Annotated in this window: 18 protein-coding genes and 1 pseudogene; 10 read left to right on the plus strand and 9 right to left on the minus strand. The window is 30.2% G+C overall.

Annotated features, from left to right (window positions below):
• Both H527_RS24405 and aroB read right to left on the minus strand, forming a co-directional pair.
• Positions 1-214: pseudogene (locus H527_RS24405) on the minus strand (IS982 family transposase); the annotation flags it as partial.
• Between the two features lie 531 nt (positions 215-745).
• Positions 746-1,816, minus strand: a complete 1,071-nt coding sequence (gene aroB, locus H527_RS0111255) for a 3-dehydroquinate synthase (protein ID WP_027412813.1) — start codon at positions 1,814-1,816, stop codon at positions 746-748.
• A gap of 168 nt (positions 1,817-1,984) precedes the next feature.
• On the opposite strand from aroB, the gene H527_RS0111260 reads away from it, so the two are divergent.
• Positions 1,985-3,157, plus strand: coding sequence for a proline dehydrogenase family protein (locus tag H527_RS0111260; RefSeq protein ID WP_027412814.1), 1,173 nt, complete (start codon positions 1,985-1,987; stop codon positions 3,155-3,157).
• 141 nt (positions 3,158-3,298) lie between these two features.
• Here the strand turns inward: H527_RS0111260 and tamL are convergent, their stop codons facing one another.
• Positions 3,299-5,563 (minus strand): translocation and assembly module lipoprotein TamL, encoded by a 2,265-nt coding sequence (gene tamL / locus H527_RS0111265; protein WP_027412815.1) that lies wholly within the window; start codon positions 5,561-5,563, stop codon positions 3,299-3,301.
• Positions 5,564-5,566: 3 nt separating this feature from the next.
• Entirely contained in the window at positions 5,567-10,594 is a 5,028-nt protein-coding gene (locus H527_RS0111270) for a translocation/assembly module TamB domain-containing protein (protein ID WP_051316731.1), read from the minus strand.
• A 172-nt stretch (positions 10,595-10,766) separates the two neighbouring features.
• Between H527_RS0111270 and H527_RS0111275 the strand changes: the two genes are divergently transcribed.
• Positions 10,767-11,336: a pentapeptide repeat-containing protein gene (locus H527_RS0111275; protein ID WP_027412817.1), complete on the plus strand. Its 570-nt coding sequence runs from the start codon at positions 10,767-10,769 to the stop codon at positions 11,334-11,336.
• A gap of 86 nt (positions 11,337-11,422) precedes the next feature.
• Here H527_RS0111275 and pdxR read toward each other — a convergent pair whose 3' ends face one another.
• Complete coding sequence (pdxR, locus tag H527_RS0111280) at positions 11,423-12,904, minus strand: MocR-like pyridoxine biosynthesis transcription factor PdxR (RefSeq protein ID WP_027412818.1); 1,482 nt, start codon at positions 12,902-12,904, stop codon at positions 11,423-11,425.
• A gap of 83 nt (positions 12,905-12,987) precedes the next feature.
• Here pdxR and H527_RS0111285 point away from each other — a divergent pair, with 83 nt between their 5' ends.
• The 3 genes from H527_RS0111285 to H527_RS0111295 all read left to right on the plus strand — a co-directional run bounded on the left by H527_RS0111285 (position 12,988) and on the right by H527_RS0111295 (position 14,744).
• Positions 12,988-13,650 (plus strand): pyridoxamine 5'-phosphate oxidase family protein, encoded by a 663-nt coding sequence (locus tag H527_RS0111285; protein ID WP_027412819.1) that lies wholly within the window; start codon positions 12,988-12,990, stop codon positions 13,648-13,650.
• A gap of 233 nt (positions 13,651-13,883) precedes the next feature.
• On the plus strand, positions 13,884-14,189 hold the full coding sequence (locus tag H527_RS0111290) for a DUF1272 domain-containing protein (RefSeq protein ID WP_027412820.1): 306 nt from the start codon (positions 13,884-13,886) through the stop codon (positions 14,187-14,189).
• A gap of 3 nt (positions 14,190-14,192) precedes the next feature.
• Complete coding sequence (locus H527_RS0111295) at positions 14,193-14,744, plus strand: GNAT family N-acetyltransferase (protein WP_027412821.1); 552 nt, start codon at positions 14,193-14,195, stop codon at positions 14,742-14,744.
• 102 nt (positions 14,745-14,846) lie between these two features.
• Here H527_RS0111295 and H527_RS0111300 read toward each other — a convergent pair whose 3' ends face one another.
• From H527_RS0111300 to porX, 4 genes are all read right to left on the minus strand, one after another.
• Positions 14,847-15,224, minus strand: a complete 378-nt coding sequence (locus tag H527_RS0111300; RefSeq protein WP_027412822.1) for a DUF4258 domain-containing protein — start codon at positions 15,222-15,224, stop codon at positions 14,847-14,849.
• 147 nt (positions 15,225-15,371) lie between these two features.
• Positions 15,372-16,577 (minus strand): alanine dehydrogenase, encoded by a 1,206-nt coding sequence (locus H527_RS0111305; RefSeq protein ID WP_027412823.1) that lies wholly within the window; start codon positions 16,575-16,577, stop codon positions 15,372-15,374.
• A gap of 212 nt (positions 16,578-16,789) precedes the next feature.
• Positions 16,790-17,191 carry a tRNA (adenosine(37)-N6)-threonylcarbamoyltransferase complex ATPase subunit type 1 TsaE gene (gene tsaE / locus H527_RS0111310; RefSeq protein WP_027412824.1) on the minus strand — a complete coding sequence of 134 codons (402 nt, stop codon included), beginning with the start codon at positions 17,189-17,191 and terminating at the stop codon, positions 16,790-16,792.
• A gap of 63 nt (positions 17,192-17,254) precedes the next feature.
• The gene (gene porX / locus H527_RS0111315) at positions 17,255-18,805 is read right to left on the minus strand and encodes a T9SS response regulator signal transducer PorX (protein ID WP_027412825.1); all 1,551 of its coding nucleotides are present in this window, start codon (positions 18,803-18,805) and stop codon (positions 17,255-17,257) included.
• Positions 18,806-18,951: 146 nt separating this feature from the next.
• Here porX and H527_RS0111320 point away from each other — a divergent pair, with 146 nt between their 5' ends.
• Genes H527_RS0111320 through efp form a run of 5 tightly spaced genes read left to right on the plus strand, consistent with a single transcriptional unit; the run spans position 18,952 to position 24,041 of the window.
• Positions 18,952-20,181 carry an HD domain-containing protein gene (locus H527_RS0111320; protein WP_027412826.1) on the plus strand — a complete coding sequence of 410 codons (1,230 nt, stop codon included), beginning with the start codon at positions 18,952-18,954 and terminating at the stop codon, positions 20,179-20,181.
• Positions 20,182-20,205: 24 nt separating this feature from the next.
• A complete protein-coding gene (gene lpxD / locus H527_RS0111325) occupies positions 20,206-21,234 on the plus strand; it encodes a UDP-3-O-(3-hydroxymyristoyl)glucosamine N-acyltransferase (RefSeq protein ID WP_027412827.1) in 1,029 nt (342 codons plus the stop codon).
• Positions 21,227-22,630 carry a bifunctional UDP-3-O-[3-hydroxymyristoyl] N-acetylglucosamine deacetylase/3-hydroxyacyl-ACP dehydratase gene (locus tag H527_RS0111330; protein ID WP_027412828.1) on the plus strand — a complete coding sequence of 468 codons (1,404 nt, stop codon included), beginning with the start codon at positions 21,227-21,229 and terminating at the stop codon, positions 22,628-22,630. Before lpxD ends, H527_RS0111330 begins: the two co-directional genes overlap by 8 nt.
• Positions 22,631-22,642: 12 nt before the next feature.
• Positions 22,643-23,425: an acyl-ACP--UDP-N-acetylglucosamine O-acyltransferase gene (gene lpxA / locus H527_RS0111335; protein WP_027412829.1), complete on the plus strand. Its 783-nt coding sequence runs from the start codon at positions 22,643-22,645 to the stop codon at positions 23,423-23,425.
• A gap of 49 nt (positions 23,426-23,474) precedes the next feature.
• Positions 23,475-24,041, plus strand: coding sequence for an elongation factor P (efp, locus tag H527_RS0111340; RefSeq protein ID WP_027412830.1), 567 nt, complete (start codon positions 23,475-23,477; stop codon positions 24,039-24,041).
• The last annotated feature ends 18 nt before the right edge of the window (positions 24,042-24,059 follow it).

A 24,059-nucleotide genomic window follows, 5' to 3' on the forward strand; every position in this document is an offset into this window, starting at 1 on the left:
TTACGTAAAAAATATAAAAGTGTTTGAAGGTTCTATAGCCACTACAATGGAATAGAACAGTAATGGTTATAATTTCACTAGCAGACATGGTAAACTTCCTATTTCTTGTCTTTTTTCCTGTAGTAAGCTGTCTTTTCTTTAAAGCAGGGTTAAAAACCTTGCAAAATTCATCAATAGAAAAGAAAATTTCAGTAATTTTATCTTTAGAAATCATAAGCAGAAATTCATTTAAATATTTGAATGTTAGATACTTAAATATAATGTTTTTCTGCTTTTTCTACAAGTAAAAACCCTTTTTTCTTACGTCGAACTCAGGTTGATAGGGCCTTTAGCCCAAAAATTATCGCTTATAAGGGTCTGTTTATGGGCTAAAGGGGGGCATAATGACCCTTCGAACCATCAATGTATCGGCTCGAACTACCTTGGAGTGGGCTCGACCCCATACCTGTAAGGGGGTACCCCCTTACAGGTATGGGGTAAAAGAGCTAAAGTATTAACCTACAGGTTCAATTTATCTAAAATAAGTCAGGTTAAGACATCCAAATAGTACCCGAACTAAGGTTAATCCTATTTATGTAGTAAAAAATCTATTACATCTTGTAGCTGCTGTAAATACAGACGCTTTGCTTCGTTTTTTAATTTAACCATAGCGATGCGATGCTAAAATCAAGAAAACGTCTGTGTTTATGGCATATTCAAGCTTCATTACGAAGTTCTACTGCATAAAGCGGGGTAATAGTTTTTTTTATAGCGAATTATAATACGCAAAGGAATTAAGAATCAATTCGTCAGAGACAATACAATTATAGCTAGCTTCTCCAATAGTATTTAATAATACAAAATAGATATTTCCTTTTTCATTCTTTTTGTCATGGATAAGGAGCTCCATAATTTTAGGATGATCATTAGGATCGATTTCTATTTTTGGAAATGTAGCAAGAATAACATCACTAATATTTTGCAAATCATCTATAGTTAGGGACAATAATTCTACAGAGATAAATGCTTCCATTATCATTCCTATAGCAATAGCTTCGCCATGCAAAAGGGTTGGTTTTTCTGGATTAGTGAGATAAAAGGATTCAATAGCATGACCAAGAGTATGCCCAAAATTAAGGTATTTTCGAACATTTTGTTCTGTAGGATCTTCGGTTACAATTTTATTCTTAATCACTACAGAGTCATAGATCATTTGATCTAAATCTTCTAGATTAAGTTGCGAAAGATCACTTATTTTTTCCCAATAATTTCTATCTTGAATTAATCCATGTTTTAGCATTTCGGCAAACCCGCTACACATTTGATTTACTGGTAACGTATTTAGGTATTCGGTATCGACTAGTACCATTTCAGATTCGCTAATAACTCCCACCATATTCTTTAAATTACCTAGATCTACACCTGTTTTTCCTCCAACAGAAGCATCTACCATTGCTAATAAAGAAGTAGGAATATTGATATAGCTAATACCTCTTTTATATGTACAAGCTACAAAACCACCAAGATCAGTAATAACACCACCACCAAGGTTGATCATTAATCCTTTTCTGTCTACTCCTAATTCAGAAAGGGCATTCCAGATACCACTACAGGTTTCAATATTTTTGTGAATTTCACCACTTTCGATTTCGATAATTTCAATATCATATTCTTTTTCAATTTTACTCATTAATAAAGATAAACAGTGCTCATGAGTATTGTTATCTACAAGGATGCATATTTTTGAATGGTTGGCTGTATCTAAATAGGAGTTTAAAGCAGTATAGCATTCTTGACTAAAATATACAACGGAATCTTTTGAGATTATCGGTTTCATAATAATGTAAAATTAACAAGTGCGAAATTAAGCAGAATTTGTAATAAAATAAACCCGCAAGTTCTATATTTGCAGATATTATAAAATAAGTGCTTTTATATTTATAGAAACCTGAGGTATTTCTATAAATATGCTTTAAAAAATGAAGATTCTATAAATTAACTTTTGATGAGACAAAATAAATTGTTTGATAATACTGAAACTGCATTTGCTTTAAAAAGTGATTCAGAGTTAGAAAGAGCATACTTTCTGTTTAAAATGATATCTAACGAGCCTTTAGTTAGAATAGGAACCGCAGTTACAAATTTTGCTATAAAAGCACACTTACCAGTAGAGGGGTTGATTAGAGCTACTGTTTTTGACCATTTTTGTGGTGGAGTTAGTGAGGAAGATTGTTTATCGGTGGTAGACAAAATGTATGATAAAAAGGTATGTTCTGTATTGGATTATTCTGTAGAGGGTAAGGAAGAAGAAATACAATTTGATGCAGTATTAAATAAAACTTTAAAACTATTAGAATTTGCCGATGAAAAAGAAGCAATGCCTTTTGGCGTATTTAAACCAACAGGTTTTGGTCGTTTTTTAGTTTGGCAAAAGAAAACAGAAGGAATTCCATTAACAGAATCTGAAGAAAAAGAATGGAAACGTATCAAAGAACGGTTTGATATGGTGTGTAAAAAAGCATACGATTGTGATGTAGCTTTACTGATAGATGGAGAAGAAAGCTGGATGCAAGATGCAGCAGATGATTTGGTAACCGAAATGATGCGTAAGTATAATAAAGAAAAACCTATTGTCTATAATACATTACAATTGTATAGACATGATCGTTTAGAGTATTTAAAGAAACTACATGAAGAGGCTAGAGTATACGATTTTAAAATAGGTGTTAAGATTGTTCGTGGTGCATATATGGAAAAAGAAAATGAACGAGCTAAAGAAAAAGGATACCCAACACCTATTTGTAAAGATAAGCAGCATACCGATGAAAATTTTAATGAAACCATGAGATATATTCTTAATAATTTAAATGACATCTCTGTTTTTATAGGTACTCATAACGAAAATAGCAGTTATATAGCAATGGAGCTAATGGAAGAATTAGGTATTGCAAAAAATGATTTTAGAGTTTGGTTTGGTCAATTATTTGGTATGAGTGATCATATAAGCTTTAATATGTCTGAAGCTGGGTATAATGTAGCAAAATACCTTCCTTTTGGCCCTGTTAGAGATGTCATGCCATATTTAATTCGTAGGGCTGAAGAAAATACATCTGTTGCAGGGCAAACAAGTAGAGAGTTAAATTTACTTTCTCAAGAAAAGAAAAGAAGAAAGTCTTAGAAAAATATACGCTCTCCCTTAAAAAGAGAGCGTATATTTTTAATCCACATTGTGTGGCGTTTAATTCTCCGAGGCTTGCCTCGAAAACAAATATAAAATCTTTATTTTCTTTTCCAGTAAATTGAAACAATGACTGGTATACTAAAAAGGATACCCGATGGCAAAATTATAAGCAGGTTTTTTAAGATTAAAATCAAATCTTTCTCCTTTTGGTAAAAAAGGTTTTCTTATAGGTATAGCGGCGTCAAAGCGAATTACAAAGTTTTGAATATCTACTCGTATTCCAGCTCCAGTACCAACTCCAAGTTCACTAATAAAATCAGAAGAAAAAGTACCATTACGTAAAGCTTCGTTTTCTTTGGTTAACCAAATATTTCCTGCGTCTGCAAATACAGCACCTTTAAAATAAGAAAATAAGGGAAACCGGTATTCAATATTAGCTTCTAACCTAATATCTCCAACTCTATCAAAAAACTCTCCGGTATCATTATTTTTAGGGACATAACTCCCTGGGCCTAAAGATCTACTTTTAAATGCACGTACACTATATGGCCCTCCAGAAAAATATTGTTTAGAAAAAGGCAAGGTTTCAGAATTACCGTATGGTAGTCCTAATCCTGCAAATAATCTGGTCACAATTCTTTGGTCTTTACCAATTTTTAAATGGTATCTAAAATCTACATCTACTTTTGCATATTGGGCATATTCTAAACCAAGGAATGTATTAGGTTCTTCACTATTATTTTTATCAAAAATGCTTAATGTATTTCCTGCAATATCAATATTAGTATTAAAAAAAATAGGTTTTTTAATACTGTTATCATTTAACTCATTGTATATGAATGTGTAAGTAAGTCCTGCTATAAATTTTTGTTGAAAACTATTACTTAAAAAAGGGTTTTCTTTTAGGATAGCATCAAATTCTTGTGTTGTATTAGAAAGATTGACATAATTTATATTAATAGGGTTTAACTCATGATAGACAAAACGGTTTGCTTTCCAATTATACCCAAATGAAGTGTTTACTGAAAATAAACTGTACAATTTACTTCTATCTAGAAATTCTCCTCCAATACTTATTTTTGTATTTGGAATAGCATATTTAAAATCATTACCAATATTAACAGGAAATAAAACACGAGGAAAAATAAGATCTCCTTTTACTCCTAATTGAATACTACTTAACCCAGCATTTTCTCCACTAACTATCTGAGTTTCGTAACCTGCTGTTGTAGTTAAGTTAAAGGTTTCTCCTCCTTTAAATAAATTGCGATTACTATAACGTGCTAATAGGGTAGGGCCAATAAAACTATTGGACTTAGAAACTCCTTGAAGTTCTAATCGTAAGGCTCTTTTGTTTAGGGGAGAAAGATACACATTAGCATCTATTTTTTTGGGAGTTATTCCATCATTTATACTATCTATTTCTTTATATCTAATGGTTACAAATTTATAGGTTCCTATAGAAGATAAACGATTACTAGTTAGTTTAGATGTTTTTGGATTATAAAGCTGTCCTTTTTTAAAAAGGATATGAGGGGATAATCGTTTTGGCTTAAAAAATACAGTGTCTTGTATAAATTTGGTGTCATTATGTACTATTGTGTCTTTTATAACTCCTTCTGTTTCTAATGAATAATTAGGGTATACATTAATAGAATTAATACTATACGGAACTATAGATTTTTTTGGCACTTCTTTTTTTAATCGAAGAAAAAGATCGAATTTTTTATTTTTATATCGATTGGTATCTGCTTCAAAAATTAAAAAGTCAGCATTAAAGTTATAGTATCCTTTTGATTTTAACTTTCTGTCTATTCTTTCACGTTCTATTTTGAATAAGGATAGGTCAAACCTATCTCCTTTTTTAATAAGAGATTTATTCATTGTTTCTTTTATATCTCTTTGTATGGCAAAAGGCATACTATCTATTTGATAGGTTTTTAGTGTATATGGTTTTTTTGTAATTATAGCGTATTCTATTCTAGCAGTCTTATTATTATCGGTGATTTTATAAGATATTTCATTTTTAAAAAAACCTCTATTTTTAAGTCTATTGTCTAATAGTTCTTTTGATTTTTCTTTATTAATATTAGATAAATAAACAGGTTTTTCTCCAAATTTTTTATTAAGAAATTTATATATAAAACCAGGTTTTTGTTTTTGAGTTTTATAAAAAAAATAAAGACCAGGTCTAATACCCAATAGGGTAGTATTTGGTTTGGGGTGTATCACTGTTTCTAACTCTTCCTTTATTTTATGGATATGGTTTATAGTGTCTTCAGATTTTAGGGTAATCTCGGCACCATCATATAATTTTTCTCCTTGTGGAATAAATTTGTGAATACTACAGGAATATGTAATACTTATGAATAGTAACAAATAGAGTATTGATGCGTTTTTCAAGACTTAATTATCTTTTTTGTTATTTTGTTTACCTTTTCTTTCTTGTTCTCTTTTTTTTAATTCTTTTCTAACAGAGGAACTCCATAGTTCTTTAAATTGATTAAACTCTCTGTTAAAAATAAAAGCAATCCCTGTAACAATAAGTTGTCCGTCTATTACACTTTCAAATTCATTTTTTCTAAAGCCTTTTAATCTATATCTTCCGTTTTCAGACAATAGATACTCTAAACTAACATTACCTATAATAGGGCTAACTTCTTCTGTTGTCTGGCTATTTCCTTCTACATTTACAGTACTTCCTACTTGAGCAATTAAACGATTATTCATAAATTTCTTTTGTGCATTAATTTCTAGTTCTGTTTTGGTATCGTAAGAGTCTCCTTCATAGGAAGAGTAACTGTTTAACCCAAAATTAAGATCTAAATTAGATTTGCCTATAATTTTATCTGTAAAATTATTTAATTGCCCAGCTAATACTTTGTTTACATTATCTCTAGCTAAAGAAGCAACACCTCCATTACTACCATCGTTACCAGATTCAGGAAAAAATCTATTTAAAACTAATAAAGAAAATACTTGTTTGTTGCGTTCTTCTTCTTGATTATTTAATTGTTGAATACGACTATATACAGATCCTCCGAGCAATCCTTGTTCATCTTCGGGCATATCTAAAGCAAAAGATATCTTTGGAGATAGTAATTCACCATTTACATTAAGGTATACCAAAAAGGGCATATTTCTACTATAGTTACTAAAATTTTCTGCAGATTTTGATGACGTTTTACTAGCCATTAATGCAGATGCCGAAGTTTCTAAAGTATAGATGGCTCTAACATCTAGTTCTGCTTCTAGAGGGTCTCCTTTCCAAGTTATAGTACCTCCAGGAGCAATATCAAATTCGCGACTTACCAAATCATAAAGACTTACTTTATATTTTCCATCCTTTATTTTATACTGTCCGGTTAATGTAGTTCTTCCGTTGGGCTCCATACCAAATAAAAAATCTCCTTCACCAGATACTTGAAGAAAATCATTATTTCTTTCATCAATTATTATTTTAAATAAGGATTGTTTACCTACATTTAATCTAGTATCAATATCAAAACCTCTTAAAAAAGAAAAGTCTGATTTGTTTTTCTCTACACGAGTTAAAATTGCATCGGGATTTTCGCGATTAACAAAAATTACAACACCTTCTTGTTCTTTTATTTCTAATTCTGATTCTGGTATGATAAAAGTAATATCCGAATTTTCTTCAATATTTATATTTCCTCGTATTTTTGGTACTACAAGATCTCCTTTTATAGAAAGGTTGGTATTGATATTTACTTTTCCGAAAAATAGATCATTATCTTCTTTGGAGGCATTTATAATTCTAAAATTATTTGCTTTTAAGGATAGATCAAAAATAGGGTTAGATAGTGTTTCTGTTTTTATTTTTCCGTCTATGGTAAATTTGTTTTTATTTTCATCTTCAATAGTAAATTGATTTATAGAAATTCCTTTGTTGTCTATATTAATAGTTTCTTCTGGAAATATAAATTTTGTGTTTAGAGTATTGATAATAGCCCCTGTATTGTTAAAATTAAAACTACTATTATATTTAGGAGCAGTAATGCTTCCTTTTATTTTAGCTTTTCCTGATAGTGTTCCGGTTGTATTAGATATATGTTTTTTTGCAAAACTCTCTACAGTTTTCATATCTAATTTATTCAACACAAAATCTAAATCAATTTTTGCTCCTTCTTTGGATGCGATATAATCTCCTTGAAGATACATATCTATAGGATTACCTTTTAGTTTGAGATCAAAATCATAGGAAGCATATTCTTTACTTTTGGCCTTTAAGGTAATATCTCCTAATGGGATTTCGGTAACAGCAAGGTTTTGTATGGAGAGGTCTGCTAGAATACCGGTTTTACCAAATGGCTCTTCTATACAGATGTCACCGTTTATTTCTCCAGCTACCAATAGTTGGGTTTCATTTAAGAAATTCGTAAAATGCGAAAGTTTAAATTTTTTAAAATCAATATTAACATGGCTCTTTTTAATATCTGGCCTTTCAGAATTTATGTTTATTTCCTGTTCATTTTTCTTGATAGTAAAATCTTTAAAAAAGATATGTTTGTCTGCAATAATAATAGAGTTGTTTTTATGAATTTTCCAAGGAGTTTTATCCAGAATTAAAGAAACTGGGTCTACATGAAAATATAAAGTGTCTTTTGCTATCTCTAATTCAGATACTACATGTGCAATGGGAGATTCTTTTTTATCAAAAGAATCAAAATTTAAACGTAATTTTTGGTTGGACAAAGTTCCTGCAAATTTGGTTTTATTAATGGCTATAGGACTAGACTTAATAGAATCCCAACCCATAGTAAACCCTATTTTTTTTTCAGAACCATCTATATTGACCCTAAAGTTATCTAAACTACTTTGATTATAAGTAATGTTAGGGGCTTTGATATGGGCAGATATAGTATGGTTACTTTCATCAAATTTGGCATACAGGCTAATAGTATCCGAGTTTTTGAGTCCTTCAGTTAAAACATCACTTAATACAGAGGTTTCTTTAAATGATAGATTTAATTCCATTTTTACAGGACTGGATTGTATCGTATCTATATCTTTAACTACTAAATAATTTGCAAAATGTTTTTCTACAGCATTCATTACAGGATTAATACCAGCATTAGCAAAAAGTTTTCCGTTTAAAAAACCGCTTTTTATAGTGAGGTTTGTTTTTTTATTATTAGTTAGAATATCCAGATTGACATTTTGTAAAGTATAGGGTTCATTTTGGTACACAAAGGTAGCGTTAGAAACATCTGTTTTTAAAGTGAACTCTTCAGAACTCCCTTCAAATATAGTGTGTAGATCAAATTTTGTTTTGATACTTTTTTTAGTAATGCCTAATTTGTATAGATCTGCTCCAATAATATTTGCTTTCATATCAAATCTTGGAGTTATGGTATCTAATTGTATATCGGCAATAGCATTTAGATTTAGATTTTGATCTTTAAAATCAGCTTTTAGTTGTCCTATACCATTTTTTATATTTGCATTAAGGTGCAATGCAGAAAAGTCATATCCTTTAATATCAAGTTTTTGAAAATTGGATTGTAAAGAAGCATTTAAAGTGTTTACAGAAGTTCCTGAACCAGATATATCAGCAGTAAAAGAAACAGCACCTAATTCTTTATTGCTTAAAATTTGATCAAGTCGAAGTGTTTTAACATCTATAGTTCCATCAAAATTAATACTTTTTTGATTTTTAAAAGTTCCATTTACTAAAATATCCCCAAGTGAAGTGGATAGTTGTGCATTACCCAAAATACTTTGTAGTGTTCCTCTTCCTTTTGCATGTAAAGAAACAGAATCTGGTATTTTGATAGACAGTTGTTTTTCTGAAATAAAGCGAATCAAATCTTTTCTATGAGTATTCACAAAAGCCTTTGTTACATCAAAAGATATAGAATCTGGTATGGTAACATTTTTTATATTTCCATCCAAAGACATTTTAGTAGCATCTCCCCATTGTAAAAAAGAACGATCAAAGGATATATTATTAATTTGTCCGTTAGCAAACAAACTACCTTTGATTTCTTTTTCTGAAAGTGTTTGGATATATAGGTTTTCCTTTAAAGAAGGTTGAAAGAAATATGCATCTTTAACAGAGGCTTGTATCTTAGAAAGAGACAATTTAACTCTGCTTTTTCCGGGTGTATTGATAAAATCATGTATAGTTGTAAAATCAGCATTTAGGTTTCCTAGGATGCTACTTTGGTTTGTTTTTACTTTTAAATCTGTTATGGTAAGAAAAGAATTTGTTGCCTTTAATTTTGCATTAAATTGCCGAAGAGAGAAACCACTTCGATCTCTAAACGATACATTATTTACATTAATAGTAAAATTATCTGGTTCTAAATATATATCCAATAGTTTTATATCTAAATCAGTAAGTGCAATAGATTTAGGGTCAAAAACATTTTTTTGTACGGGCTTATTACTAGACGTATAGCTTATTTGATTGTTTTCTAATACAATTTCATTTATTTTTAATTTCCAGTCTGGCCATTTAAATTCTGGATTATTATTTTTAGATATTTTATCCTTGTTATTTTCAGATTCTTTTAAATCTTTAAAGTTAATAGTAGAGTTTTCTATTAAAAAGGAAGAAACAGAAATGTTTTTCTGATTTAGATCTAGTTCAGAACTTTGTATTTGAACTTTATTTAATTTGGTATACAGATCTTGTTTTTCTGGTTCTGAAACATAGGATAAAATAATATTATTAAAGTTAATATTCTTAGCTTTTATATATGGTAGAATAGTTTCTTGTAAAGATTGTTTTTCTACAATTGATTTATTTTGTTTGTATACTATATTGGTGTTTGATATATTAAAATCATTTAACTCGAACCTCATTTCATCCAAATCAAAATTTTGAATATTAGTGTGTAAACTCCCTAAATTTAAAAAGCTTTGCATTCCTGACTCTTTATCATTAAAATTAAGCTTTATAGAGTTTAAAGTAATAGTGCCCAATGAAATCTTAAAGGAATCGGATGTTGGAGGAGAGGATATAGTATCTGTATTAGAAGAAAAAGCGTCTATCAAAAAATCATAATTATAATTTTTAGCTCCGTTTTCTTTAGAAATTTTGGCAACTACACCAGACCAGTCCAGAGATTTTAAATTTAGAGATTTTCCTTGTACTAATGGTATTATGCCTATGGACGCTTCTAATTTTTTTGAATATAGAAGAGTATCTTTTTTTTGATCTTCAATATAAAAACCTTTCATTAATAAATTACCAGAAAAAGTAAGGTATAGTTTATCAATATTAATTTTAGTGTTTGTTTTTTCTGAAAGATAAGTAATTGCCTTCTCAACAATTATCTGTTGCCCCCATTTACTTCGAATAAAAAGGATTAAGGATACTATTAAAGTTACAATAACAATAATAGTGACCAAAACCCTCTTAGCTAATTTATATTTTTTGTTTTTTTGCATAGAGATCATAGGCATAGTGCTATGATTTATTATAACGATTAATAAATAAAACTACTGTGTTTGTAATCTAATTTTGTGAAATTTATCATAATAATTCTGTCAAATATCAAATGCGATACAGAATTTTGTATTAGAGTTAAAAGAGCATTGTATTTGGTAAACAAAAGTATAATAAAACTATTGATAAATGAGTAATCTTATCCTTGATCAAACTTTTGAGAATAAAAATTTTACAAATCAGAAATTACCTGCCAAAGAATATGATAATTGCATATTTATGAAATGTGATTTTTCTAAAACAGATATGTCTGTAGTAACTTTTTTAGAATGTAAATTCGATACATGCAATTTTAATGGAACTATGTTAAAAGAAACTTCGTTTCAAGATGTAAATTTTATGGATTGTAAAATGTTAGGCACAGATTTTAGTATTTGTAATAATTTTTTATTTGCAGTAGAGTTTAACGGTTGTAATCTAGATTATGTGTCTTTTTATAACTTTAATATAAAAAAAACGATTTTTAGAAACTGTAGCATGAAAGAAATTGATTTTACAGAAACCATTCTTACAGGATCACAATTAGATAACAGTGATTTAACTGGAGCTATTTTTGAAAGAACTATTGCTGAAAAAGTAGATTTTAGAACTGCCAAAAATTTTGTGATAGATCCAGAATCTAATACTCTTAAAAAAGCTAAATTTACTACCCAAGGGCTTATGGGTCTTTTGGTAAAATATGATTTGGAAGTAGAGTAGAGGATGGTTTTAATTCGTTACAGTTGTTATAATAAGATTATAATGAAGTAATCATATGTAAAAGAATAAGGAATTTTTAGTTGGTATCATAGTTTTTCAAACACCGTTACCAATCGATTAATTGCCTCATGGATTTCTTCTTCATTTAAGGATGCAAATCCCATTCTAATACCATTGTGCCCAGAGTTATCATTGTCATAACGCCTCCAGTCGGGAGTTACTTCAAGTTGTACAGCTTTCGCTTTTGAGCAAATAATATCCCAGTTATATGCCTTATTTAAAGTTACCCAAACTGCCATCCCACCTTTAGGAACTTCAAAATCAAAATAATTATCTAATTTTTCTTTTAAGAGCAAACAAAATAAGTCTCGTCTGGCTTTATAAATCTTTACTACTTTATTACAGTGCTTTTGTATATCCCCAGTATGTATCATTTGTGCAAGAGTTTGTTCTAATATGGTATCTCCTTGTCTGTCTATAATACGTCTTAACCTTGCAGCTTCATCCACAAAATCTTTTGGAGCAATCAAATATCCAATTCGTAAAGCAGGAGCAATAATTTTGGTAAATCCTCCAATATAGATAACATTACCATTAGTATCATTACTAGCTAAAGGAAGAATAGGAGAGTTGCTATAATGAAAATCATAATCATAGTCATCTTCAATAATAGCAAAGTTATATTGTTGTGCAAGTTGTAATAAATGCATTCGTCTTTTTGCAGATAAAGTCACAGTAGTAGGGTGATGATGATGAGACGTAACATAAACAGCACTTATTTTTTTGATTTTACAAATTTTTTCGACTGCAATAGTATCTAAACCATCATTATCTGTGGGAACTTGCTCTATAATTCCGCCCGCTTCTGTAAAGGTATTATCTGCAGTCATATAGTTAGTTGATCCAGTAATAATTCGATTTTTATTAGTAAGCAATAATTGACTTGCTAAATAAATACCCATTTGGCTTCCCCGAGTAATTAAGATATTATCCATACTTACATTTAAACCTCTGGTTTCGTTAAGATAAGAAACTAAATTGTTTCGTAGCTCTGTGTTTCCGTATATAGAGCCATAAGTTAAGAGATTTTTATGGTAGCTTTTTTTCGTAATATTTCGATATATCCTCCCTATTTCTTCGTTAGGTGCTAATCGATGATCAGGAATACCATCATCTATAATTAATGTTTCTAAGCTATTTTTTGCATTTAATTTCCTTAGTAAATGAGGTCTGGTAACAAAAGAAAAACCACTTTTTTCTTTAGCTATATTATTTAAAGCTGAAAAATTAAACTTTTTAGGCTGAACAAGCGGTAGGGAGCTAGTAACAAAAGTTCCTCTAGAGGGTATGGTTTCAATCCATCCTTGAGAAATTAATTCATCATAAGCCGCAATTATAGTTTTACGATGTACATGAAGATCTTCAGATAATTTTCTGGAACTAGGTAGTTTTGTAGATGGAGGAATTTTTCCTGATTTTATAAAGCTAATTACCTGATCACATAATTGAAGATACAAATTACGAGAAGAACCTCGAGTAAGAGTAATATTACTTTTAAAAGAAAACATAAGTGGACTATTAAGTATTTGTAAACTGGAGTATAACAACACACCATAAAACTACTAGATTTGCACCATAAATAAAATAAATTATGGCAGAATATTCGATTTCAAACCTTAATAAAGTAGTTCGGGGTTCAAAAAGAGCTACTTATGATGTAGAAACTATTCATACTATTTTAGACGATGGTTTTTTGTGTCATATAGCGTATGTATATAATCATCAAGCAATAGTTATCCCTACTGCATATGCTAGAAAAGGGGATAAAATTTATATACACGGATCTCTAAAAAACCGAATGATGTTAAGTTTATTAGAAGCAGGAACAGCAAGTATATCGGTAACACATTTGGATGGTTTAGTGCTTGCAAGATCTGCATTTCATCATTCTGCAAACTATAGATCTGTAAATATATTTGGTACCGTAAAAAAAGTAGAGGATCCTATAGAGAAAATGGAGGCGCTAAAATATGTGTTAAATCATATGATCCCTGGACATTGGGATAATGTAAGGCAACCTAATGAAAAAGAATTTAATGCAACTTTAGTATTAGAGATTCATATAGAAACAGCATCTGCTAAAATAAGGGCAGAAGGAGTAGTAGATGATAAAGATGATTATAACTCATCGATATGGGCGGGAGTTGTACCTATCAAACAAGTTGCATATGATCCGATTTCTGATGAACAACTACCAGAAAATACTAAAATCCCAGAGGAAGTTTTAAGGTATGTGTCAAAAAATAAAAGTTGAAAAATAAGATGTTAATAGAATATATAATAAAGTATATACATAAAAGTGTTTTTATGCTGGTTAGCAATATCCTCCATTAATAATATGTCAAATGTATCCCCAAAAGAAATTTTTAGGCTTTATAAGATACGAATATAATTATAATAAATAATAGATATTCTTTATCCAAAAACTATAAAAAAAGAGCAAATCCTAAATGGATTAAAATAATATAAACCTTAAAACAATAAATAATGTTAGATATTAGAACTACTTGTGAGAATTGTGATAAAGTCCTGCTTAATTCTAGTAATGCCGCAATGATATGCTCTTTTGAATGCACTTTTTGTAAAAATTGTGTAGATACCATTTTGCATAATGTGTGCCCGAATTGTGGGGGAGGTTTTGAAAAAAGACCAACGAGACCTAAAAATTGTTTAACAGGTAGTTGCCTCGAAAAATATCCAGTAAGTAGTAAAAAAGTATATAAGCCAATTCATGAAGATACATTTAAAGAAATTTTAAACACTTTTAAAGATATAGAACCAAGAGAAAGATAACAAATGATACATATTAAAAAAGCTACAGTAAAAGATGCAGAGCATATTTCTTATCTGGGAAGAAAAACTTTTGAAGAATCTTATGGCGAATTTTTTGAAAATTCAAATAATTTAAATGAATATCTGGATTCGGCATTTTCATTACATAAAATAACTACTAGTTTACAAAAACCAGAAAATATATATTGGATAGCTATTAAAGAAGATTCCTCTGTACCTGTTGGTTATGCCAAGTTAAAATTGAATTCCCCAACAGAATTTATTAAAGACACTAATGTTTGTAAACTACAGCGTATATATGTCTTACAAGGGTATGAAGGTAAGGGGATAGGCAGCAAATTGCACGAATGTGTTATAAAAAAAGTAATCGATAACGACTATAATTACCTTTGGCTATCTAATCTAAAAATCAAAAAGCAGGCTGTTGAGTTTTATAAAAAGAAAGGATATTTGGTTGCTGGAGAGCATTATTTTACCATTGGAGAAGAAACTTTTGGGTTTTGGGCTATGAAAACAAAGTTGTGTTCAAAACCTAAAAAATCTAAAGATATATGAAAAAACAGGATTTACTAAAATTAAGGAAATCGAAAGATTTAGAAAGCAATACTTACTGGGTTTATAAAATGAAATTATAGTAAGTAATATGTTTAAGTAACATTATTCTTTAATGATATTCAAAACATTAATTTTAGCTACAGAATCACAGTTTTCTATAAGCATATTAATATTTTTATCCTTGCTATAACCTTCAATATAGTAAATCTTACAAGAATCTAGTTTAGTATTACTATTAGAAAAATCAACATCACCATTTTTTAAAATTTCTGAAATATCAGAGGTATCTATCTTATAGGTTTGCATATTTGCTAACACTTGCTCAGAATATTCTTTATTCTTTATTTTTATATTTTTAAGAACTCTGGCAGACGGGCTATAATCACAAGAAGCTTTTTTTCCTCCTAAAAAGAAAAATAAAAGAATAAGTCCTATCGCAAATCCTCCTAAATAATAAAATAATCGATGTGCTAATTTCATAAATTAAATACAATATTACGACGCCAAAAATAAGTAAAGTTTATGAGTATACCAGATTTAGACTGTAGTAGTTTTTAAGTTTTTGTATACTAATTTGGTAGTTCGTAAGATATTTTCATTGCTCTTAAAATTGAATATAGATATGTATTATAGAATCAATAAATTGATATCTCTGTACGAAAGATCAAACCAATCGGCAATAGGTCTACTGGTTAAAATACCGCGATAAAAATATAAACCATTTTTAAGACCTCGGTCAAAACGTACAGCATTTTCTATACCTCCTTCTTCGCCAATTTGTAGTATGTAGGGAGTGAATATATTACTTATAGAAAGCGAAGAGGTTCTAGCATACCTAGAGGGTATATTGGGCACACAATAATGTAAAACACCATGTTTTTCGAAAGTTGGATGATCATGTGTAGTGACTTCACTAGTTTCAAAACATCCGCCCATATCAATACTAACATCTATAACAACAGCACCTGGTTTCATTCGTTCTACCATGGTTTCTGTAATAATAATGGGTGCACGATTTTCTCCTCTAACAGCACCAATAACCACATCACAACGACGTAATGCTTTAAGAAGATTTTTTGGTTGTATTGTAGAGGTAGATAATGGTCTGCCAATATTTGTTTGTATAGTACGAAGTTTGGTAATAGAATTATCAAATACTTTTACATTTGCCCCTAATCCTATAGCAGATCTTGCTGCAAATTCACCAACAGTACCAGCTCCTACTATTACAACTTCTACAGGAGGTACGCCACTAATATTTCCCATCATTAGTCCAGAACCAGAAGTAGTTACACTACTCATTAATTCTGAAGCTATTAATACAGATGCGGTTCCTGCTATTTCACTTAAAGCCCTTACAGCTGGATATGCACCATCAGAGTCCCTAATAAATTCAAACCCTAAGGCTGTAATTCTTTTTTTTGCAAGTTCCTGAAAATATTCTTTAGATTGCGTTTTAAGCTGTAAAGCAGAAATTAATACCGTTTGCGGATTAATATGATCTAATTCTTCCTTAGATGGTGGTTCGACTTTAAGTATAATAGGGCATCCAAAGACTTTACTTTTGTCATTAGTGATTTCAGCACCAGCTTCACTATAATCCTGATCTGTAAAGCTAGCACCAGTACCTGCATTAGTTTCTAACAAAACTCTATGTCCATGAGCTGTAAGTGCTGCAACAGCATCAGGAGTAAGACACACTCGTTTTTCTTGATAATGTGTTTCTTTTGGGATTCCAATAAAAAGCTTTCCTTTTCTTCGGGCGACTTCAATCATTTCTTCCTGCGGCAACAGTTGCTCTTTTGTAAAAGGAGATCTAGATGTACTACTCATTTGTGTGAAATTCTATATCTCAAATTACGAATAAAAAAGCCAAGAAAACAAATAGGAATGTTTATTTGGTGTTAGTTTTTTAATAATCAAGCTTATTTATGCTTTTTGTAATTTGAACAAAAAGCATAAATAAGTTTACCAGAGATACTTCTAAAAAAAAATATTTTGTTTTCTAAGGTAAGTCTTAATGGATTAAAACTCTCAATGAAAGTTCAAAAAGAAAGTACCCGCTTTTGGTCATTCAATGCCTTAATATTAATTGTAATTACATTGTCAGGAAGTAATTTATAAACTTTATCTGGCCACTCTATAAATATCCAAGCTCCAGAATCTAAATACTCTTCAAAACCGATATGATATGCTTCTTCTTCTTCTTGTAATCTATAAAAATCAAAATGATAAATAATTCCACCCTTACATTCATATTCATTTACAAGAGAATATGTAGGACTGGAGATAGTGTTTTTCACTCCAAGATGTTTACAGATTTCTTTTATCAATGTAGTTTTTCCAACTCCCATTTCTGCATCAAAGAGTATGATTTTATCATGGATATTTGATATAATTTTATCTGCTATACCAGGAAGATCCTTTAGCGTATATTCTAAGGTCATTTTTATATAAAAGTAGATTTAGTTTTTAATCTCTTATTAGAGAGTTTATGTAAATGTTATTAATTATCTAGGGTTTAATACCACAAATGGTATTATCATTTCTTCTAAGGATACCCCTCCATGTTGATACGTGTTTCTATAATAACTTACATAGTGATTATAATTGTTAGGATATGCAAAGAAATAGTCTCCTTTTGCAAATATAAACGAACTACTCATATTTATGGACGGTAAACAAATAGCTTTTGGATCTGTAGCTTCTAAAACTTCCTTTTTCTCATAAGTAAGGCTTTTTCCTGTTTTATATCTTAAGTTTAAACTGGTATTTTTATCTCCAATTACTTTAGAAGGGTTTTTAACGTTAATGGTTCCGTGATCAGTAGTAATCAGCAATTTAAAGCCTAATTGTTGTGCTTGTTGGATCATATCTAACAAAGGAGAGTTTTTAAACCAACTTTGTGTTAAGGATCTATAGGACTTATCATTAGATGCTAGTTCTTTAATAACTTCCATTTCAGTTTTACTGTGTGAAAGCATATCTACAAAATTATATACCACAACAGTTAAGTCATTATCTTTTAATCCTTTAAAGTTAGCTGCTAAAGTTTTCCCAGCTCTTTCATTTGTGATTTTATAATATTCGTGCTTTATGTCTAGTCCTAATCTTTTTAATTGTGCAATAAGAAAATCATTCTCATTCATATTTTTACCTCCTTCATCTGTATCATCTAACCAAAGATCAGGATGTCTTTTTTTCATTTCTGAAGGCATAAGGCCAGAAAAAATAGAATTTCTTGCATATTGCGTTGCAGTAGGTAAAATACTACAGTATGTGCTTTCTTGTTCCTTTTTATAGTAATTATTCACTATTGGTTCAAAAGCTTTCCATTGATCATACCTTAAATTATCTATTACTACCAAAAGCGTTGGTTGTTTTTTACTAATTTCTGGAACCACTTTTTCTTTAAATAAAGTATGAGACATAACAGGAGCCTTTACTTTACCATCAAACCAATCTGGATAATTTTTATCTACGAATTTAAAGAATTGGGTATTGGCTTCTACTTTTTGTGATTCCAAAATTTCAAACATTCCAGTATCTTCAATACCTTCTAATTGAATTTCCCAGTATATTAATTTTTGATATAATTCAGACCACTCTTCATAGTTATTTACCATAGCCATATCCATAGCTATTTTTCTAAATTCTTGTTGATAATTTGAAGTAGTTTTTTCAGAAACCAATCGCGAATTATCCAGATTCTTTTTTAAACTTAGTAGTATTTGATTTGGATTAACTGGTTTTATAAGATAATCCGCAATTTTGCTGCCAATAGCTTCTTCCATTATATATTCCTCTTCACTTTTAGTAATCATTACTACAGGAATACTATCTTTTTTTTCTTTAATTTCTGATAATGTTTCAATCCCCGAAAGACCAGGCATATTTTCATCTAGAAAAATAATATCAAAATTGGTGTCTTCCAAAATTTCTAGAGCTTCGGTACCACTTTGACATTTAGTTACTTCGTAGTTCTTTTTTTCTAGAAATAATATATGTGGCTTAAGTAAATCAATTTCATCATCTACCCATAGTATCTTTATTTTATTCATCAAATTTTTGAATTTAATTATATATTACTCCCAAAATAGGATTTTTTTGTTCGATAAACATAAACTTCTTTAGTTTAAATTTCATTTTGAAATGCCTTATATGCTATGCATATATGTATATTTGTCCCAGCAAAGATAAAATGAACTTGAAAAAAAGAAATAAACTTAAAATACTAAACGATCCAATTTACGGTTTTATTACGATTCCGAATGAACTAATTTTTGATCTTATAGAGCATAAATATTTTCAAAGGCTTCGCCGGATATCCCAGATGGGACTTTCGTATTTGGTTTATCCAGGAGCGCATCACACTCGGTTTCATCATGCATTAGGTTGTATGCACCTTATGCAAAAAGCAGTAAGAGTGCTTCGTTTTAAAGGAATTAATATTTCAGAAGAAGAAGAAGAAGCCCTTTATGTAGCTATATTGTTACATGATATTGGTCATGGACCTTTTTCGCATGCAATGGAACATAGTATTGTAAACGAAGTAAATCATGAATCTATTTCTTTGCGGTTGATGGAGAAAATTAATGAAGAATTTAACGGTAGTTTAACGCTTTCTATTCAAATTTTTAAAGGAGACTATCATCGTGATTTTTTACATCAATTGATCTCTGGACAATTGGATATGGATAGGTTAGATTACTTAAAGAGAGATAGCTTTTATACAGGAGTTGCAGAAGGTAATGTAAATAGTGAACGATTGATTACAATGCTTACTGTGGTAGATGACGCTTTGGTTGTGGAAGAAAAAGGAATATATTCTGTAGAAAATTTTTTATTAGCCAGACGTTTAATGTATTGGCAAGTTTATTTGCATAAAACAAGTATTGTAGCAGAAAATTTATTAATACGAGTATTACAAAGAGCTAAAGAATTAGTAGAAAAAGGAGAAGAGTTAAATGCAAGTAAGGCCTTATCTTTTTTCTTGAAAAATAAAATTACTTCAGAAAACTTTACACCTGCAGTTTTAGAGACTTTTTCTAAGCTAGATGATTATGATATTATTTCGGCTATGAAAGAATGGTCTAACGCCAATGATTTTGTTTTACGTAAGTTATCCTCAATGATAATTGATAGAGATTTATTAAAAATAAAAGTAAAAAACAAGCCTTTTCTTAGTAATAAAAAAGAAAATCATTTAAAAAAAATTAAAGAAAAATATGAAATCTCTGATGAAGAAGCCCGTTATTTTATTTTTGAAGGATCTATTTCTAACCAAGCCTATCATCTTAATAAACAGAATATAAATGTTTTATATAAATCAAAAAAGATAGTAGATATCGTTAAAGCTACAGATCAGTTTAATTTAGAAGCTCTTTCGAAACCAGTAATCAAATATTTTATGTGCTATCCAAAGTACAAACATTAATACATTTTTTATACTTTTGCTAGAATGATTTTTACAGCCACACAAATTGCGGGTATTTTAAACGGAGAAATTGAAGGTGATGAAACCGTTGAAGTATCCAAGCTAGCTAAAATAGAGGAAGGAACCCAAGGTTCATTAACCTTTTTGTCAAACCCTAAATATACTCAATACATCTATTCTACAGATGCATCTATTACAATTGTAAATAAAACTTTTGAGGCAGAATCCGAAATAAAGTCTACTCTTATACGAGTTGAGGATGCTTATAAAGCTTTTTCTCAATTATTAGAGTATTACAATATGGTAAAGATGAATAAATCTGGGATAGAACAACCTAGTTTTATTTCTAAAACAGCTTCTTTTGGTGAAAATATTTATTTTGGAGCATTCTCATACATAGGAGAAAATGTTGTTATAGGAGAAAATGCGAAAATTTTTCCAAATGTATATATAGGAGATAATGTTGTTATAGGAAACAATGTTGTTGTTTTTGCAGGAGCCAAGATATATTCAGAAACTAGTATAGGAAATAATTGTGTAATACATAGTGGTGCTATAGTAGGAGCTGATGGTTTTGGATTTACACCTAATGAAAATGGAGAATATACTAAAGTACCACAAACAGGTAATGTAGTAATTGAAGATAACGTAGATGTTGGTGCAGGTACTACAATAGATAGAGCTACATTAGGATCGACTATAATACATAAAGGAGTTAAATTAGATAATCAGATACAAATTGCTCATAATGTAGAAATAGGAGAACATACTGCAATTGCTGCGCAGACAGGAATAGCAGGATCTACCAAAATAGGAAAACATTGCCTAATTGGTGGCCAAGTTGGTATTGCAGGACATCTTATCATAGGTAATAATGTAAGAATTCAAGCACAATCAGGAATAGGAAGAAATATAAAAGATGGAGAGGCCATACAAGGATCTCCTGCATTAGGATATTCTGACTTCAATAAGTCCTATGTGCATTTCAAAAATCTTTCTAAGATAGTAGATAGAATTTATAAACTAGAGAAAAAGACAAAGAATAATGAGTAACGTTGTCGTGAGCAAGCAAAGAACGATTAACAAGGAAATTAAACTTACAGGGGTAGGTTTACATACTGGAAAAGAAGTAACATTAACTTTTAAACCAGCTCCAGAAAATCATGGATATGCATTTTGCAGAATAGACCTTGAGGGTAACCCTATTATTGAGGCAGATGCTAATTATGTAGTAAATACACAACGAGGAACAAATTTAGAAAAAAATGGAGTTAGTATTCAGACTTCAGAACATGTTCTTGCTGCTTGTGTCGGTCTGGAAATCGATAATCTTTTTATAGAGCTAAATGCATCTGAACCTCCTATAATGGATGGTTCTAGTAAATTCTTTATTGAAGCACTGGAGCAAGCAGGTATTGTAGAGCAAGAGGCAGAAAGAGAAGAGTATATTGTAAAAGATGTTATTTCTTATCTAGATGAAGAATCTGGTAGCGAAATAATTGTTATGCCATCAGATGAGTATCAAGTAACTGCGATGGTAGATTTTGGAACCAAAGTTTTAGGAACCCAAAATGCATCATTAAAACATCTTTCTGATTTTAAAAAAGAAATAGCAAATGCACGAACTTTTAGTTTTTTGCATGAATTAGAAATGTTATTAGAACATGGTTTAATTAAAGGAGGAGATCTTAATAACGCTATCGTATATGTAGATAAAGAACTTAGTTCTAGTACTATGGAGAAGTTAAAGGTTGCCTTTGGAAAAGAATCGATAGCAATAAAACCTAACGGAATTTTAGATAATTTGACTCTACATTACCCAAATGAAGCCGCTCGACATAAATTATTAGATGTAATTGGGGATTTAGCATTAGTAGGAACAAGAATTAGAGGTAAAATTATAGCAAATAAGCCAGGTCACTATGTAAACACACAGTTTGCTAAGAAACTTTCTAAAATTATAAAGATAGAAAAGCGAAATAAAGTACCTCAATTTGATCTTTTTAAAGAACCATTGATGGACATTAATAAAATTATGGCCATGCTTCCGCATCGACCACCTTTTTTATTGATAGATAGGATTTTAGAAATGTCTGATAAGCATGTTGTCGGGCTTAAGAATGTTACTATGAATGAACCATTTTTTGTAGGGCATTTTCCTGGAGCACCTGTAATGCCTGGGGTATTACAAGTAGAAGCAATGGCACAAACAGGAGGAATACTAGCGTTAAGTACAGTTCCAGACCCAGAAAACTACCTTACCTATTTTATGAAAATAGATAAAGTAAAGTTTAAACAACAAGTACTACCAGGAGATACTTTAATATTTAAGTTAGAATTGATAACGCCTATTCGTCGCGGTATTTGTCATATGCAGGCTTTTGCTTATGCTAATGGTAAGTTAGTAACCGAAGCAGAGCTTATGGCACAAATTGTAAAATCAAAATAATAGATAAAATAGATGAATCAACCTTTAGCATACGTTCATCCAGGAGCAAAGATTGCAAAAAACGTTGTAATAGAACCCTTTACAACAATACATAACAATGTAGTAATAGGAGAAGGAACTTGGATTGGTTCTAATGTAACTATTATGGAAGGGGCACGTATAGGGAAAAATTGTAACATTTTTCCAGGTGCTGTTATTTCTGCTACCCCCCAGGATAAAAAATTTAATGATGAAGACACAATTACCGAAATAGGAGATAATACTACCATTCGAGAGTGTGTTACCATTAATAGAGGGACTACTGATAGAATGAAAACAAAAATAGGCAAAAATTGCTGGATCATGGCATACTGTCATATAGCTCATGATTGTATTGTTGGAGATAATTGTATATTTTCTAATAATAGCACATTGGCTGGCCATATTAATGTAGGAGATTATGTAGTTTTAGCAGGCATGGCAGCAGTACAACAATTTTGTAGTATCGGTAACCATGCATTTGTAACAGGTGGATCTTTAGTCCGTAAAGATGTACCTCCTTTTGTTAAAGCTGCTCGAGAACCATTATCTTATGTAGGAATAAACTCTATCGGCTTACGCCGAAGAGGATTTACTACAGAAAAAATAAGAGAGGTACAGAATATATATAGAATTTTGTATCAACAAAATTATAATAACTCTCAGGCAGTAGCAATTATTGAAGCAGAGATGGAAGCTACTCCAGAACGAGATGAAGTTTTAGAATTTATTAAAAACTCTCAACGAGGAATAATGAAAGGATATTTTTCTAATTAATAGACCTTCAAGTTTTTAAAAAACAATAATTATTTAAAGAATAACAGTAATGGCAAGTACTAGTGATATCAGAAACGGATTGTGTATCAAATATAATCACGATATTTTTAAAGTTATAGAGTTTTTACATGTAAAACCTGGTAAAGGTCCTGCTTTTGTACGGACAAAACTAAAAAGTGTTACTTCGGGTAAAGTTATTGATAATACATTTTCAGCAGGACATAAAATTGATGATGTACGTGTAGAAACTCATAAGTTTCAATATTTATATGCAGAAGGGGATACCTTTCATTTTATGAATACAGAAGATTATAATCAGATTACATTACAAAAATCTACTTTAGATGCTCCTGGTCTTTTAAAAGAAGGAGAAGTAGTAACTGTCATCATCAACTCAGAAGATCAAATGCCACTTTCTGTAGAAATGCCTGCAAGTGTAATTTTGGAAGTAACTGCTACAGAACCTGGTGTTAAAGGAAATACTGCTACTAATGCAACTAAACCTGCAACGGTTGAGACTGGAGCAGAAGTAATGGTGCCTCTTTTTATAAATGAAGGAGATAAAATTAAAATAGAAACAGAAAAAGGAACATATAAAGAAAGAATAAAAGAATAATCTTAATATATTTCTTTA

Origin of the sequence: Aquimarina muelleri DSM 19832, from assembly GCF_000430665.1 — a bacterium.
GTDB lineage: Bacteria > Bacteroidota > Bacteroidia > Flavobacteriales > Flavobacteriaceae > Aquimarina > Aquimarina muelleri.